General features: G+C 46.1%; 10 protein-coding genes. 5 read left to right on the forward strand and 5 right to left on the reverse strand.

The window, feature by feature from the left end:
- Positions 1-69 precede the first annotated feature (69 nt).
- Together K245_RS0101830 and K245_RS0101840 are read left to right on the forward strand one after the other, a co-directional pair.
- Complete coding sequence (locus K245_RS0101830; RefSeq protein ID WP_027357940.1) at positions 70-432, forward strand: hypothetical protein; 363 nt, start codon at positions 70-72, stop codon at positions 430-432.
- A 207-nt stretch (positions 433-639) separates the two neighbouring features.
- Positions 640-1,365, forward strand: coding sequence for a complement resistance protein TraT (locus K245_RS0101840; protein ID WP_027357941.1), 726 nt, complete (start codon positions 640-642; stop codon positions 1,363-1,365).
- Between the two features lie 114 nt (positions 1,366-1,479).
- Here the strand turns inward: K245_RS0101840 and K245_RS0101845 are convergent, their stop codons facing one another.
- The 5 genes from K245_RS0101845 to K245_RS26185 form a co-directional block, all read right to left on the reverse strand.
- Positions 1,480-3,207: a response regulator gene (locus tag K245_RS0101845; protein WP_027357942.1), complete on the reverse strand. Its 1,728-nt coding sequence runs from the start codon at positions 3,205-3,207 to the stop codon at positions 1,480-1,482.
- 243 nt (positions 3,208-3,450) lie between these two features.
- Positions 3,451-5,001, reverse strand: coding sequence for an ATP-binding protein (locus tag K245_RS26180; RefSeq protein WP_027357943.1), 1,551 nt, complete (start codon positions 4,999-5,001; stop codon positions 3,451-3,453).
- 1 nt (position 5,002) lies between these two features.
- A complete protein-coding gene (locus tag K245_RS0101855; RefSeq protein ID WP_051283780.1) occupies positions 5,003-5,545 on the reverse strand; it encodes a YfiR family protein in 543 nt (180 codons plus the stop codon).
- A gap of 11 nt (positions 5,546-5,556) precedes the next feature.
- Complete coding sequence (locus K245_RS0101860; protein ID WP_027357945.1) at positions 5,557-7,560, reverse strand: TonB-dependent receptor plug domain-containing protein; 2,004 nt, start codon at positions 7,558-7,560, stop codon at positions 5,557-5,559.
- On the reverse strand, positions 7,557-9,053 hold the full coding sequence (locus K245_RS26185) for an HD domain-containing phosphohydrolase (protein ID WP_051283781.1): 1,497 nt from the start codon (positions 9,051-9,053) through the stop codon (positions 7,557-7,559). The genes K245_RS0101860 and K245_RS26185 overlap by 4 nt, the downstream gene beginning before the upstream one ends.
- 1,053 nt (positions 9,054-10,106) lie before the next feature.
- Between K245_RS26185 and K245_RS27585 the strand changes: the two genes are divergently transcribed.
- The 3 genes from K245_RS27585 to K245_RS26190 all read left to right on the forward strand — a co-directional run.
- The gene (locus tag K245_RS27585; protein WP_156906669.1) at positions 10,107-10,262 is read left to right on the forward strand and encodes a hypothetical protein; all 156 of its coding nucleotides are present in this window, start codon (positions 10,107-10,109) and stop codon (positions 10,260-10,262) included.
- 65 nt (positions 10,263-10,327) lie between these two features.
- Positions 10,328-11,161 (forward strand): sulfotransferase family protein, encoded by an 834-nt coding sequence (locus K245_RS0101885; protein ID WP_027357946.1) that lies wholly within the window; start codon positions 10,328-10,330, stop codon positions 11,159-11,161.
- A 29-nt stretch (positions 11,162-11,190) separates the two neighbouring features.
- Positions 11,191-17,831 (forward strand): FG-GAP-like repeat-containing protein (locus tag K245_RS26190; protein ID WP_051283782.1); only part of this gene is annotated, 6,641 nt, incomplete at its 3' end.

Below are 17,831 nucleotides of genomic sequence, written 5' to 3' on the forward strand. Positions count from 1 at the left end.
TGTCATAATTATGTCAGCCCCAAAACAGTTTCGAGAATTTTTTTAAAATTTGAAAAAGAGGATGATTGAATGATCTGCCTTAAAAAAATGTTCAGAATCACATTGTTTGTTCCCCCATCACACCTTGAGATACTTGTGGACAGCGTCATAAAAGCAAACCCGTTGAGGTATGGCAATTACGATTCGGTTGTGTGGTGGTCCTCGGTTGGGGTAGAGCAGTTCAGACCCCTTGATTCCGCCCTGCCGACAGAGGGCAGCAGTAATATAAAAGAAAAATTGCCTTCAGTAATGGTTCAGTTTTCTCTTCCTCATGACGAAAATATGCTCGAAAAGGTGATAAAGGACGGCATTATTTCTGTGCATCCCTGGGAAGAACCCGTGATTCAGATACATGAAGTCTTGGCCACCCGGACATCGGCCGTGGAAGATTAATTTATATTGGAAAAACCTAAGGGGCATTTTACATGCACGGCTTGGCAGATATTTAATATGACTTGCAAACTTTTCGTTTTACTAATAAAAAAAGTGGTGTTTTTTGATATCGCCCTTCTTTTCCCTTATAAAATCGATGCCGCAAATGTTGAAAACCAGGCTGATTTAGAGTTTTGTCTGAAAAAAATAAATGTATAAGGAGCTAAAATGAAAAAACTTTTCCCTGTTCTCATGGTTTTAATGATGTTTTATGGCTGTGCAGCCACCCAGACCGCCATCACCAAAAAAGACCTCAAAGTGGAAACCAAAATGTCTGATACCATTTTCCTGGAACTTGAAAATCAGACCGAGAAAACCATATATGTTGATCTTAAAAATACTTCAGACAAGGATATTGATATTCTTCCTGTCGTAACAAGCCATCTCCAGAGAAGGGGTTACAGAATAGTAACCAATCCCAAAACGGCTTTTTATATTCTTCAGGCCAATATCCTCTTCGTAGGGCAGACTGACCCGACAGCACTTGAGCAGTCAAGAATGGCTGGATTTGGAGGCGCACTTGCAGGAGCTGCAATTGGCGGCGGGATTGCTAACGCTCGCAACGGAAATACCACAACCGGAGCTGTTGTTGGCGGTCTTCTCGGCGCAGGGGCCGAAATGATTTCCGGTTCGCTTGTAAAAGATGTTACCTACTCCATAGTAACGGACATTCAGGTTGCCGAAAAAACCCCTGAAAAAGTATCCCAGTCCAGCCAATCCCAGCTCAAGCAGGGAAAGTCGTCTTCTGTTTCACAATCAAGCCATACAACCACAAACAGAAAGAAATATCAGACCAGAATATGCTCATACGCAAACCAGGTTAATCTTAAATTCGAAGAAGCCCTGCCTGCGCTTGAGGAAGGTCTGGCAAAATCAGTAGCAGGAATTTTCTAATATATTCAGAACTTTGACTTAAAGGGTGCGTGGGACGCGTCACGCATCCTTTTGTCTTTGTTTCAACAAGATTGGCAAGATAGCAAACCTACGCCGGAATGACGGGAATCTGCCTTATTCTGATTTAGATTCGATTAGTCTGGAATTGGCCTTGTGAATCAAGGATACGCAATCTATGGCTTCTTCAGGACAAATGGCAAGACCGGAGCTGAAGAATATCTGTTCATGCCAGGCATCCACACTTCCAAAACACTCGGCGAGCCCTTTTTTTATTCTTTCTGCAACAATCATGACCTCATTATTGTCAGTATATGGAAAAATAACGGCAAATTTGTGAACCGAAAATCTGGCCGGGAAATCGACAGCCCTTATGCATGCGGTTATTATGGCTGCGGCTTCCTTTATCGCGTTTTCCGAAGTCTGGTTGCCATGTATATCGGTATATTTCCCAAAATCATTCATTTCTATGACCATAACAGCAATGGAGTATCCCTGACGAATACTGCGCTTTACTTCTATGTCCAGATAATGCCTGAAATAGGAATAGGTATACAGGCCGGTCTGCCGGTCGGTTATGGATGAGCTCATGGCATTTTCAACCTTTGAACTCAATGCATCGAACCGGTTCTTTTTTTTGACCAGCGCCCTTATTCTTGCAGATAGCTCTGATATGGGAACAGGCATATCCACATAATCGTCGCAGCCCGCATTGATGGCCTGAATTCTTTTTTCAGTACCCATATTTTTGGAAAGCACCAGAATCTGTATTCCTGATGTTGATTCCTGTGATTTGATGACGGCACATAAAGATACCGGATTATAATCCTGAAGAACAACAGGAAAACAGATAACATCAGCACGACCCGATTTGATATATTCCAGGGCTTCCTTGGTCTCGGAAAACATAAGCGCCCTGTATTTTTTATCATCAACAAGGGCGTTCATGATTTTTTCTACATTCTTTTCATCAAGGTTTATGAATACTATGACTGGATGCGCTGCTGAAAGTCCCTCAGAAATTGGGGAACAGCCGTTTTTCATGCATGGTGACGTCCCTTTTTTTAAATTTAGGAGCCTGCACACCTTTTCCATAAGTTCTGTCTGGCTTAGCGGCATGCCTATTATGGCGTCTGCTCCTGCACTCCATGCTCTTTCTATTTCAGATGGCCCGTTTGTGATTGCGAGTATGGGGATTTCAGCTGTCGCGGAATCGGCCCTGAATGCTTCAGCAGTCTCAAATCGTCTCGTTTCCGGAGACACAAAACCTACGATCAGAAGGTCAATGCCGTCACTAAACACATTGAGCGACGCAGATATCCCGTTTTCCCCGGCTGCGTTTATGATTTCCGCTCCGAGCCCTGAAAGATAATTTTTAACCAGCTTTCTGTTTTCAGGATCAGCGTCGGCAAGGAGAATCCTCGGCGTTTTGGAGCTGTCTCCTTTATTATCAGAACGGTCTTCCTTATTATCAATTTCAGAAAAGAGAAATCCGTGAAGCGTCTTAAGAAATGTCCGGGTATCAAGGGGTTTTGTAATATATCCGTTGCATCCCGCCTCCCTCGCTTTGTTCATTTCTTCCTGCATGGCGTGCGCGCTGAGAGCAACTATGGGAATCGAGGACATAGCCTTGTCATTTTTTAATATTCTTGTGGCATCAAGACCATTTATTCCGGGAAGCTGGATATCCATGAGTATAAGATCCGGCTTTTCAGCCCTTGCCATCCTTATTCCATCTTCTGCATTATATGCGGTCAGCGCATGCAGCCCGGACATGGTGATCAGTTTTTTGGTAAGCTTCAGGTTGAGGACATTATCTTCAACTATAAGAATCTTTTTGCTCATTTGGGTATCCTCTTCTGGAAATCCGCGGGTGGCTACGGAAAGAAATCAGACATATAAGTAAAAATGACAAGGTCGCAAAAAGTCCGATTACCGTCATTCCGGCGCAGGCCTGAATCCAGAAGTGGCTGAAATTACTGGATGCCTGGTCAAGTCCGGCATGACGCTTAAGCCATTTTTAGACTTTTTGCGAGTCCATCAAAAATAACGCATACAAGAATCACGGGGAGGAATGACCGCTGCTTTTTACATGCTGTTGAGGGGCAGCACCACATGAAAACAGCTGCCCTTGTTTTCTCCCTTACTTTCCGCCCAGATTTTTCCGTCATGGAGTTCCACAAGTTTTCTGGTTAAGGAAAGCCCAAGGCCGGTGCCCTGGTAATTCCTGGAAATAGTGTCGTCCGCCTGTTCAAAGGGGGAAAAAATTCTTTGCAGATCTTCTTTTTTGATCCCTATTCCAGTATCTGAAACACTTATCGATGCGAATGTCCCATTTTTAATGGCCTGGGATAAGATGGTTATTCTGCCGCCTTCGGGAGTGAATTTCAAGGCATTGCCGAGAAGATTGTATATTATCTGTCTGAGTTTTACAATGTCTGCCCTTACAGCAAGCTCCTGATCCCTGCAAATTACAGCAACATCTACGCCTTTGGCCATGCATCTGTCCCTGATTATTCCGGCGGCTTCTTCAAGGAAGTCAGATAGAAGAACGCTTGACAGAGAAAGTTCCATTTTCCCTGCCTCAATCTTGGACAGATCCAGTATGTCGTTGATAAGTGTCAGAAGATGCCTGCTGCTTTCAAGCACATCTCCCAGATACTCCTTCTGGCTTTCGTTCAGTCTTCCAAGCTGGCCATCATGGACGAGTTCGGTGAATCCTATGATATGATTAAGCGGAGTTCTTAGCTCGTGACTCATATTGGCGAGGAATCTCGATTTTGCTATGCTTCCTGCTACAGCCTGGTCTTTGGCTACCTTGAGTGCTCCAACAGCTTTTCTGAGTTTGCTGTTTTTTCTGTTAAGCTCAATGGTTCTCTCTGAAACAAGAACCTCAAGCCCGTCTGCATAGGATATCAGCTCCCTGTCCTTTGTCTCGATCTCTTTGAGCATGTCATTGAAACCGTCTATGAGATCGCCCGTCTCATCATTTCCGTGCTTTTCCGCCCTGAGGCCGTAATTTCTTGATTCAGCGACCTTTCTGGTCAATCCGAGAAGATTTATTACAGGCTGGGTTATTATTCTCTGAAAATAGCTGGCAAGCAGATATGAGACAAAGAAAAGAGCCATGAAAGCTCCTATCTGGAGCAGAAGATTGAATAAAGTCTCGTCATAATAGTCGCTCAGGTCTGCGGTTATGTATATGGATCCGACTTTTTCGGAGTCAAAAATGATGTCGTCCCTGACATGGATGAGCTTGTTTAAAAGAATGACATCTCCGTCTGCATTGCTGAATATCTTCTCAATGGAGGTAGGATTCAAATTCGAAGGGTTTTTTTCATATCTTGCCAGGATGCTGCCGTCGGTTCTTTTTATACAGGCAAAGATGATATGCTTCTGGGTGTCAAGAAGCTTCAGGTTTGACATGGCTCCGTCGCTATCATTGAATACTGATGCTGCGACTGAATTTGCGGCCATAATTTTTGCTATGCCCCTGACATTTTCTTTTGTATGCTTTTTAAAATCCCCAAGCTGATAAAATGTAAACATGACAGATACAGGAACAACTGCCGTGATAACAATCAGCATTATTATGGCCACAATTTTTTTCTTTATGGAAATATCCCTGAAGCTGTTCATGTCAGTTGTCCTTTCCTACAATAACCGCCAGCTTCAAAAGCTCGGAACTTATCTTCAGACCGCTTTTTTCAGCGGCCCTGATATTGATTCTGAACCTTATCCTGTTGTCATCAGTTGTAAAAAGTTCGATGATTCCGCCTTTTTCGGCAAAGCCATCAATGTCGCTGATAGTAAGAATTCTGTTTTTCTCTGCTTCAGCCATGATTTTTTTATAATCCTGGGACTCATATCTGCTTATGAAAAGAACATTGCACTGAATAGAGTTATTAAGGGACTCCATCTCAGTAACGGATATGTTTTTTTCATGGGCTTTCTTGCCTTCTATGGTCTTCAGATCCCTTATGAATTCAGGATCACCAAAGGCGCAGATGTTCACGCTGTCAGGAGTTTGTTCATTTTCCCAGGAAACGAATTTAATGAAATTATAAAGAAAGGCAGCCTTGACAACATATTCCCTGCCTGTTTCTCCCGCACTGGCCATGGAGACAAAAAACACGGGCGCAAGAAAGGCTGAAAGAAATATTCTGATTGATTTTTTAATCAAGTGCGCCACCGTTAAATTTTCCAGGATATTTTTGCAAACACGCTTCTTTCAAGCTCGGTTGGCAGAGTCTGGAGAATTTCCGGCGGAAATTCAGGATGGCTGTCATCAAAAATATCTCTGGCTGAAAAAGAGAATTCAACATTCGGAGTGATCTGCCATCCAAGCGCGGCATCTGCAGAGCAGTATGCGGGTATGTCATATATTTTTATTTCATCCACATACCTCATCCAGAGATCAAGTCTTACAGTGTCGGAAATATCAAAGGCAGATCTCAGCTCGATCTTGTTGCGCGGATCCGTATTTTCTGTCGAATATTCGGTATCAAAGGGGTCTCCGCCCATTTTTTTCAGATCCATTATGAAATAGGTATAACCGGCGCTCATCATCCATCCGGGCATTATGTTTGCTTCATAGGATATTTCAAGGCCCCTGGTATTTCCCTTCATATTGTTTGCAATCTGCAGCCTGTAATTATCGGTAACTTCAAGAGTTCTAAGATCGGTATAGTCGTTATAGAAAAAGGCCAGATCAACGGACTGGGATTTGCCTATTCCCTGTCTGAGCCCGAATTCATATGCATAGAGCTTTTCGGACATAACCTCGCTGCGGCTCAGGAGGGTTATTATGGGTATTCCCGGAACAGGTGTCTGCATTTTGACAAAAGCCGTTTCTTCACCCCTGGATGGGGTTCTGACAGCCCTTGATACTGAGCACCACACCGAAGTGTTGTCTGCCGGTTTTACGATTGCCCTGGCAGACGGCTGAAATTCAAAGCCCGAAAAATCGTTTCTTTCAAGTTTGGTTCCTGCCGTAATAAAGAAAAAGTCTTTAACAGCCTCGATTTCATCCTGAATGAAAAAATTAAACAGGTTATACGAATGTTCTTCGGGATTCAGTCCGTAATAAGGGTTGTCCGATTTAAAGCTGTCATTCATGAACCTTGCCCCGCCACCTGTTATTATGTCATTTCTTTTGATGGCCGGAAGCCTGTACTGGGCATAAAGGTCTGTTGTCTGCTGGTTCATGTTTGTATTCGAGCTGTTTCTGACTGCGTTGTCAAAATAGCCCTGAAAAGAAATGCTTGATGTATTGTCGAGGCTCTTTTCAATTTTGGCCAGGGCATACTGGCCGTATAAAAAGGACTTGGCGTTCGTTGGCAGAGGGCTTGCTTTGGTGCCGCCGCTTAAAGACTGGGCTGAGGCTGGGACAATCGCCATGGAATAGAGATTGGACTCGCTCACGTCAGTATCAGATGCCTCGGCCATGAAAAGAGCCTTTGTGTCGCCCCTGTCCATGTCAATTCGCGCTCCGCATCTTGAGGTATTCCAGCCGTCGTCAACATTCATGTCCGACGAAGACCAGCCCTTGTCCTTGTCCGAATATTTGCCGGAGAGGCGGTAGGTGGTGTTTTCTCCTATCTTGCCGCCGTATTTTGCATATGTGTATGCTTTTTCCTCGTTGCCGCCTCCGGCATCGATTCTGGTTCCCTGGCTTTTTGAGGAATTTCTTGTGATGATGTTTATAACGCCATTTACGGCATTGGCCCCCCATAGTGTGGAGCCAGGGCCCCTGACAACCTCGATTTTTTCAATGTCCTCCACCATTATGTCCTGCATGTCCCAGAGGACTCCGGAAAAAATCGGTGAATAAACGGTTCTTCCGTCTATCATAACAAGCAGTTTGTTGGAGAATCTTCCATTGAATCCGCGGCAGGTTATTGCCCATTTGTTGGCATCAATTCTTGCAACATGGACTCCGGGAACAAGCCTGAGGAGGTCCATTATATTCGTCGCCCCGCTCCTTTTTATATCTTCTGCTTTAAGTACAAAGGCTGCGGCGGGCGTGTCGCTTATTTTCTGTATCTTTTTCGAAGCTGTTTCTATCTCGACATCCATGAGATCTTCAAGTTTAAGAGATATTAGATCGCTCCTCTCATTGCCCGAAGAAACAAAAGGAAAAATCAAGACGAGACAAAGAGCAGAAACAATAAGCTTTCTAAGATGATTAAGAATCACATTCCACCTTTTATCCCTGACTTTTTCAATGCATCCACGACTTTTGCGTCAATTTTATTCTTATTCACCATGGAATCAAGTATCCCAAATGCCTCTTCGCGGGACAGTGCCTTTCTGTAGGGTCTTTCAGTGGTAAGCGCGTCAAAGATGTCGACCGCGACCATTATTCTTACAGCCGGTGAAATTTCATCCCCTTTGAGCATATCAGGATAGCCTGTTCCATCAAGAAGTTCATGATGATGCCTTATTATATCAAGGGCGTCTTTAAGATTTTTTTTCAAAGGATGGCAGATTAGGTAGCCTGTGTGAGGATGTTTTTTCATGATTTCTCTTTCCTCATCATCAAGTGCGCCTGGTTTGTTCAGGATTTCAAGAGGAGTGGCAATTTTCCCGATATCATGAAGAATTCCCCCTATCCACAGGGATTCAAGCTCATGTCTTGCCATACCCAACGACTTTCCTATGGAAACCGCAAGGTCTGCAACCCTTCGTATATGCCCCCTTGTATATCTGTCCTTTGCCTCAACTGTATTTGCTATTGAAAAAAGAATATTTTCGAAACTGGCAAGCCTCCGGTTCAGGTTCTTGACATTTATAAGGGATTTGATTCTTGCCAGAAGCTCACTTTTGTCAGCTGGTTTGCTTATGAAGTCGTCTGCTCCTGACTCTATTCCCCGGATTTTTGATTCCCTGTCGTTTAGTGCGGTCAGAAGTATTATGGGAATCTGTCTTGTGCCTTCCCTTGATTTTAATCTTTTACATATTTCAAAGCCATCCATTCCCGGCATCATGACGTCAAGAATAACAAGGTCAGGAGGTGTTTCCCTGATAATAGAAACAGCTCCTGCCCCTGAGTCGCAAGCCATTACCCTGTAGCCCATCGAGTCCAGCAAGGTTTTCATTATTTTCAGGTTCTTCGGGTCATCATCAGCTACCAGTATCGTCGGATTATCATTTAATTGTCCCTGGGGGATTCTGCTGAAGAAATTTGTTTCGTTGAATCCTGTAAGTTTTGCCTGCAAAAGAGCTTCTTTGGCATTTGCAATCAGCACCTCGGCAATCGCTGTCTGGGAAGGAGCCTCTGATACCCCGGCGCTTAAGGTGACTTCGTCACCGAGGTCATGTTTGATCCGGTTTTTTATTCCATCTATTATTTCAAATGCTTTATCAGTATCCGTGTCAAAAAAAGAAATTGCGAAATTGTCGCTGTGAAGCCTTCCTGCGAGGTCACCTGGCCTGATATTGCCGGCTATGATTTTGCCGGTAACGCTTAGTATCGAGTCTGCCTTTATGATTCCATATTTTCTGTTTATTTCAGAAAAAGCGTCTATGCTCAGAAGGGCAAGTGAAAGATTTTTTCCTTCTTCAACCGCTTTTTTAATATTCTTTTCAAGGCTCAGAACAAAGAAGCCATAGTTGGGAAGACCAGTGAGCGCGTCTTTGCAGGATGTTTGAAGACTATTTTCATAGTTCTCGGTGAGTTTGTCGGTCATGATTGTTTCCTGAAAAACGTTAATCAGATTATATCAGGCAGTTACAGACAGGATGTGTGCACCCGCAACAATATGCAGAATTGCTGTTTATAAGCCCTATGAAACCTTGATCTGTTGACTGCTGCTTGTGCTTTTATTGTTTTTTATTGGAATAGACCTTTCTGATCAAGGTATTTTTTGAACCCCTGGCGGACAGTCTGGGTAATACTTCTGATTTTTGGCTTATTGCTTCTGGTAATGGCGGTTTTTTCGTTATGGATTCACCTGATCCTTTTATAATTATTGATGATAAAAGAATTAGTCCTTCATCATCATTAATTGTTTCGACCGTGCCCTATACTCATTGGTATTCAAAACTCTGAAGGGATTTCCTCAATATTCACAGCAATTTTTAACATACTCGAAACACCGTATTTGCAAAGTAGAAACATTGTTTTTTTAATGCACTCTTCCAGTCCTTTTACATCCCTTGCCTCACAAACATCAATGCTGCATTTGCAGTAGATTTCCAGATGGGCAAGGGTTGATTTTCCTGATCCTGAAAGCCCTGTAAGCCATATTACAGGCTTTAGTGACCATTTTTATGTTTCTCATGCTTCGGGAAACAAGGGATCTGTGCCATGAAACATTTTCAGACTGAAAGGATTCCATTTACTATTTTTTTTCTTGATGTGGCGGTCAGGATGTCAAATGCCATTCTGATAGCATGGTTACGTCAAGAAAACCATAGGCCATGATGACGAGCCATTGTCAAGGCTCACATGCTCCGGCACCTGCAAAGGAAAACAAAAGCAGGCCCAGGACAAACAACACAGCAATCAGCTAACACCAAAATCCAAATACAAAGTTACAAACATTTTTTTAAACAGCAACCATTGTTATCACAACTTATTGCATGAAATAAAAAAATATAGTATTTGCTAAATATTAGGCTATTTTTCAGGTCAATTATGTTTTTATATAGGATTCTGGAGCATCGGATGACAGACATCGATAATAAACCCGTCAAGAAAAATCCAAGCATTACTTTTATAATATGGATAATGTTCATGTTTGGAAGTTGATTGCAGCAGAAAAGACGAGTTCGTCCAGATGGTGGATTCTCTTGATAGGAAATCCGGTATTGATGCCAATCTGGTTATCGATTTCAGTGAGAACATCGCCTTTGGCAGCTCAGGCTCCATTATCCTGCACAAGGTTTTCAAATAATCATAGCGATGTAATGGCAATTTTATATATTTGAATTTTTAACTTTAATTATCCTTGAGCTTGCCATGACAGAAAAAAAATATCATTTCATAGCAGGTTTACCGAGATCTGGTTCAACCCTGCTCTCCGCCCTGCTTAAACAGAACCCTCGTTTCAATGCAAACATCAGCAGTCCCGTTGCCCCCTTGGCCTCTGCTATGATCAAGCTGGTAAGCGCGGGCACGGAAATATCCCTTTCCCTCAATGAAAATCAGAAGCGTAATCTGCTGAAATCTATTTTCAATGCTTACTATAGTGAACCCTGTGCCGCTGAAGTGCTTTTTGATACCAACCGAGCGTGGTGTTCCAAAATGGCATTGCTGGACCAGCTCTTCCCGGAAGCGAAAGTGATTGCTTGCGTTCGTGATATCCCATGGATCATGGACAGTATTGAACGCCTGCTTCTGAAAAATCCTTTTGAAAACACGAAGCTTTTTTCCAGCGAATCGGAACGATCCACTGTTTACAGCCGGATGGCGACTCTGGCCAAACACGATCGTTTGATCGGATTTCCTTGGGCCGCGCTCAAGGAGGCATATTACGGAGCGTTCTCGCACAAATTGCTTCTTGTCGAATACGATCTGCTTGTGCGATCCCCGGAAAAGGTTCTTAAGCTGATTTATCAGTTTACCGAAGAACCGTGGTTCGATGGCCACGATTTTGAAAATGTTGACTTCGAAGCACCGGAGTTTGACGAAGCTTTAGGGCTGGCTGGCCTGCATACGGTCCGAAAAAAAGTAGAGCCCATTGAAAGAGAACCAATATTGCCACCAGATATTTTTGAAAAATATATCAATATGGCTTTCTGGAGAAACGACGAGCGAAGTCGCTCCAGCGTCATCAAACCAACATCGAAATAAATGTACTTTGGGATTAAACGGAGGACGATATGGCATTGACATACAATTTAAACACTACTCCACTTTGGGATTTCACAAGTACTACCGACAACTCGGGAGCGAGCACAGCGAGTTTCGGAGACATCGATGGAGATGGTGACCTGGACCTCTTTGTAGGTGTTGAACGCGCTGGAGGTTCTCAAGGCAGTATGGTTTTCAAGAACGATGGGAGCGGAAATTTCACCAAGACGCAGACATTTTCAGCAATGCGAGTCGTCAGGTCTTTTCTGGTCAACATCGACGGTGATGCGGATTTGGAACTCATCACACGGTCCCTGGATGCGCCGATCTCCATTTTCGAAAACAATGGAAGCGGAACATTTTCACTCGCTTCGACTACATCAGCAAACGTAAATGATGTGGCAGTTGGCGACCTGGATGGAGATGGCGATGTGGATATGTTCATCGCGCTCAAAAATGGTAACTATCAGGTCTACAAAAACAACGGAACAGGAACCTTCACAATCTCATCAACGCCTGCGAGCAGTTCAACCCCCCTGGCTGTTGCCCTTGCCGACCTCGACAAGGACGGAGACCTTGATGTCGTCTCCTACGAGGAAAACAACGGACGCATTCTGCTGAATAACGGCAGCGGAGCGTTCAGTTCAGGCTCCACGTTTGGCGATGTCTATGGCAGCACAGCTATCTCAGCAGACGTAACAGGCGATGGATACGCAGATATTCTCACCAATGCATTAGGCTCTGGCAACGGTTTGAACCTCTACCAGAACAATGGTTCCGGCGGATTAGGTACGCTCATACAAAATTTTTCAGGAGGCGCTCCCTACAGATTTGCAGATGTCGATTCCGACGGTGATCTGGATGGGTTTTCAGGAGATTTATATCTAAACAATGGTTCCGGGACATTAACCGCTGCTGGCAAAACTTTTCAGGATCCTACGTTTCTTCAATATAGTGTCCCCGTCGATGGGACTGTTCTGGGAGCAGGTGACGTGGACGGAGACGGCGACAAAGACCTTGTGGTCGCTTTTTACGCTAGTGAAATGTTCCCAGCATACTCATACTCAAGTCGGGTCTCCGTTTTCATCAACAACTCGGCCCCTCCGGCCAATGCGGATGGAACACTCACCGCAGGAACAATGGTCACAGAACCGGTTTCCCTCGCCACGACGATTGACACTGCCGGAGAGGCCATTGACGTCTTCGACTTCAAACTGACTGACGGAGGAACCAGCGACGGTTTGGCTCTTGGAGTATCCCAACTGGTGCTGCACACTTCCGGCACCGGCGACTTCAGCAAAGTCGTTTGGCGATTGAATGGACCAGACGCAACCAATGTCGCCGGGACATACAATAATGCCGCACATACCCTGACCTTCTCAGGTCTCACTCTCTCAGTCGCCAATGGCGGCAACGAAACATACAGAGTCAACGCCTATTATTCTAACAACACGTCCTTAACAGAAGGTCAGACATATATATTATCAATCGATGGAGACACGGACGTCACTGTTTCGGCAGGCGGAACAACCATGGCCGCTGGACAATCGGCCATTACAAATAGTACCGGAAGTACCGTTAATGTTGTTGCAACCCAGCTCGCTGTCGTTACTCAGCCAGCAGGCAGCACCAGCGGCAGCCCTTTGACAACCCAGATGGTCGTTAAGGCTGTGGATGCTTTTGGGAATTTGGACATCGGCTTCACTGGCAATGTAACGCTCTCTGAAAACGATCCTGGCACTCTATCCGGGACGCTTACTGTGGCTGCGGTGGGCGGTATCGCAACTTTTACCGACGTAACCTACACAACAAATACCAATGGTGAAATCTTTCAGCTTGACGCCTCGGCCACCGGTCTGACTGGTGTTACCTCGGCGAATGTAACGACGCTCGTCCTCAATATCACGCCTACTATCGGCTTAGACAATTCCAATTTGGGCTACACGGAAAACGCCTCGCCAATCCAGATCGACGCCAGCGGTACGGTCAATGACGCTGATGGAGACGCGGACTGGAACGCAGGCAAACTTGAGATACAGATCACAAGCGGCAATATCGCAACAGACCAGATATCCATATCTGATACAGATGGAGACGGAACCGCCATCACCATAAGCGGCACAGACATATTCGCCAATGGCACAGATGTAGGTGATCTTTCTGCAAGTGGCGGTGTTGTCACAAATGGAACCAAGCTGACCATTACCTTTGATAGCGACGCAACCAATGCAATTGTCCAGGAAACGCTTCAGTCAATCAGATATCAAAATACAGGTGATGATCCTGGAAGCACAAACCGTGTGGTAACAGTCACTGCCACAGATAAAAACAGCGGTTCGGCAAGCGATACTAGAACGATTGCCATTACCCCAGTAAATGATGCACCAGTCGTAACACCTGCCACGCCGTCGATGACCTCAATCACCGAGGACAACACGACCAATGGCGGGCAGACGGTCTTGAGCATTGTTGGCGCCAGCATCACAGATGTGGACAGCGGAGCAGCCAAAGGCATGGCCATCACGAGCCTTACTTCCGGCACAGGCACTTGGCAATACAGCACAGATAATGGCGGCACCTGGACTGCCGTGGGGGCCGTGGCCTCAGACAGCGCACTTCTGCTGCGCGATACTGACAAGGTTCGCTTCGTACCCAATGGACAGAACGGCACTTCTGCCAGCCTTACATACCGTGCCTGGGATCAGACCAGCGGCACTGCCGGCAACATGGTCGACACCAGCGCCAACGGGGGAACAACTGCTTTTTCCACATCTATGGACACGGCATCAATCACAGTCACTTCAGTCAACGACGCACCTGTTCTGACGCCAGCCACGCCGACGCTTACGACCATTACTGAAGATGACACGACCAATGCAGGCCAGACGGTTGCGAGCATTATTGGTGCAAGTATTACCGACGTGGACAGCGGCGCTGTGGAAGGCATCGCCATCACTGGGCTTACTTCCGGCAATGGCGCGTGGGAATACAGCACGAACAACGGAGGATCATGGGCAGCAATAGGAGCCGTGGCCGGCAACAGCTCCCTGCTCCTTAGAGATACTGACAAGGTTCGCTTCGTACCAAATGGTGCGGATGGCACATCTGCAAGTTTTACCTACCGTGCCTGGGATCAGGGAAGTGGCAGTGCTGGCAGCAAGGTCGACACAACAACCAATGGCGGGACTACGGCATTTTCTACTGCCACGGACACCGCTTCGATCACTGTCAGCGCAATTAACGACGCGCCCACCATGAGCTCTACAGGTAGTAATCCCACATACCTGCCAGGCGGCCCGGCTTCGACGATCTTTTCCGGAACGTCTATAAGCACAATCGAGGCTGGCCAGAATATCACAGGTACGACGCTGACTGTTACAAATGTGACGGACGGAGCTTCTGAAGGCCTGCTAATTGATGGAACCACCGTGGCCCTGACGAATGGTAGCAGCGGAACAAGTGCGACTAATTCCTTTGGATACAGCGTGTCCGTGTCAGGAAGTACGGCTACGATTACCCTGACCAAAACCGATACCTCCGCCAACTGGCAAACCCTGGTAAACGGGCTTAAGTATCAGAACACGAGCAGCAATCCGACAATAGGTAGCGACAGGATTGTTACCATAACCAGTGTCAAGGATGACGGAGGAACTGCAAATGGAGGTGCTGATACTGCAATATTGTCAGTGGGATCAACGGTTTCTTTCGGTTTGCCTTCCATAACAAGCGCGACTTACGACTGGTCAACCGGACAACTGGCCCTTACCGGAAACAATTTCGTGGCTGCATCAGGGGCCAATAATGACGTTATTGCCAATCTCCTAAACATCACTGGTGAAGATGGCGCAAGCTATACTTTAGGCGACACAGCCAATGTGGAAATCACTTCATCCACAAGCGCTACCCTGAATCTTTCAGAAACAGACAAGCTGAATGTGCATGGGCTTCTGAACAAAAACGGTACAACTTCTTCAAGTGCGACAACCTACAACCTTGAAGTATCTGACAACTGGCTTGCTGGAAGCCCTACGGGCTTAGATATTTCTGATGCGACCGGCAATGGGATTACTGTCTCAAATGTTGCCACTCCGACAATCACAAGCGCAACCTATGATTCGGACTCGGGCATAATGCAGATTACTGGGACTAATCTCTTCAAAAAAGTAGATATAGCCAATGACATAGATATTTCGACCCTTACCCTGACCGGCGGAACTGCTAACGACACATATACCCTTACCAGCGCAAATGACGTTGAGATCACAAGTTCCACAAGCTTTACGGTCACCCTGATCGGAATTGACAAGACGAATGTGGACGCTCTTCTTGATCAAGTAGGTACTGTTTCTTCCGGAGGATCGACCTATAATCTGGCAGCTGCCGACAACTGGCTTGCTGCTGCGGAAAGCGCTGCGGACATATCTGACGCAACAAATGCGGTTACTGTTTCAATAGCTCCAAAGGTCACGTCAGCAACATACGATGCTTTAACAGGTTCTTTGGTTGTTACGGGTACGAACATCCAGGCAAAAGCAGGGGCAGCCAACGACATTGACGCCAGTAAATTCACCCTGACCGGTGAGGGCGGGGCGACCTATACCCTGACAGATACTCCTGATGTGGAGCTTTCTTCTGCAACCCAGTTCACTCTTGCGCTTTCAGCCACTGACATGGCAGCCTTAAATCAGATATTAAACAAGAACGGCACATCCTCGACAGGAAACACGACTTACAATCTTGCGGCAGCAGATGACTGGGATACGAATGTCATAGCAGACGATACATCGGATGCAACAGGAAATGGAATAACAGTAAGCAATGTTGCTGTTCCAACAATAACCTCTGCAGCTTACAATGTTTCAACCAGTGTTCTCACAGCTACAGGAACAGGCTTTCTGAAACTCAGTGGAGCAACAAACGACATCGACGTATCCAAACTCACCCTGACTGGAGATGGCGGAGCCACGTATACGCTAACGACAACAAGCATTGAAATAACAAGCGCTACATCTTTCTCAGTTACCCTTAATGGGGCTGACCAGACCGCATTGAAACAGATCATAAACAGTAATGGCACAGCGTCAACAGGCGGAACAACCTACAATCTCGCCGCTGCTGAAGACTGGGCCGCAGGCGCAAATTCATCCGTAAACGTGGCAGATCTTGCTGGTAACGGCATAACAGTCAGTAATGTCCCGGCTCCTGCAATAACAAGCGCCGCGTATAACAGTGGCACAGGAGCTCTTGTCGTGACAGGAACCGACTTCTTGAAGCTGAACGGAGCGGCTAACGACATTGTCGCAAACAAATTCATTTTTACAGGAGAAGCTGGCGCAACCTATACACTGACAGATACTGCCAATGTCGAAATCACATCTGAGACCCAGTTCACGCTGACTTTGTCAAGTACAGACAAAACAGAGGTCAACCAGATTCTTAACAAAAACGGGACAGCGTCAAACGATAATACAACTTACAATATTGCTGCAGCAGAAGACTGGGCAGCAGGGGCGAATGCCGCAGTGAACGTGGCCGATCTTTTACTGAACGGCATAACAGTTACCTTAAATCAGCCTCCTGTAATCACCTCAAGCGGAGGAGGAGCGACGGCCGCGATTAATACTGTCGAGAACACGACGGCAATTACGACAGTAACGGCAACTGATGCAAACGTTGGTCAGACAGTGACATTTTCATTAACAGGAGGAGCGGATCAGTCAAGATTCCAAATCAACGCGGCCTCAGGCTCGCTTAGTTTTATAAACGCCCCGGATTTTGAGTCTCCTACGGACAATGGCGCAAACAACACATACGAGGTGATTGTCCAGGCAAACGATGGAAACGGCGGGGTAGACAGTCAGTCAATCACGGTTACTGTGACAGATGCGGTTGAAAACGTCATTCCTCCTGATCCGCCCCAGCCGCCTGCGCCAAATCCTGCTCCGGTAATTCCACCTGCCAGTGATTGGGGAAATCTGCCTGACAACGACAATGACGGAGTGCCGGAGGTCGTGGAAGGGTATGTTCCCGGCCTAACAGGCGGCGTGACAGGAGACGGAAATGGCGACGGAGTACAGGATCAGCTCCAGAGCGGAGTCAGCTCCGTTCCATTCCTTAATACATCGACGCCTGTCAGCGATCCTGGTGAAGCGCCCCAGGTGTTTTTGACCCTTGTCGGAGGTTCTGACGAAGGAAAAATTGATTCCGGTACATCTCCTGTGACATTCAAGGATGTTAAGCAGATTGACGCTCCGGCTAATCTTCCTGAAAACGTCGAGATGCCACTTGGAATGATAAGCTTTACAGCTGACATCGAAACCCCCGGATCGTCGGAAAATTTCAGTATTTTTGTCGATGAGAACATCGCCATAAACGGTTACTGGAAACAGAACCAGGAAGGTGCCTGGGTTAACCTCGCAAGCCCTGAGTACGGCGGCCAGATAGTTACGGAAGGTGGAAAGACAAGACTCGACTTCGCTATTTTAGACGGAGGCGAATTTGACAACGACGGTGAGGCGGACGGAGTGATAACTGACCCAGGCGCACCAGGATGGAGGGACATTGCCCTTGCCTTTGACGAGAATTACTATCTCGAAAGCAAGCTTCAGGAACTTAGGGCCGACGGCCTGACCCAGTATGTGGACATAAGGCAGGTAAAAGGAGTCATTTT

The organism is Desulforegula conservatrix Mb1Pa (assembly GCF_000426225.1).
GTDB classification, from domain to species: Bacteria; Desulfobacterota; Desulfobacteria; order Desulfobacterales; family Desulforegulaceae; genus Desulforegula; species Desulforegula conservatrix.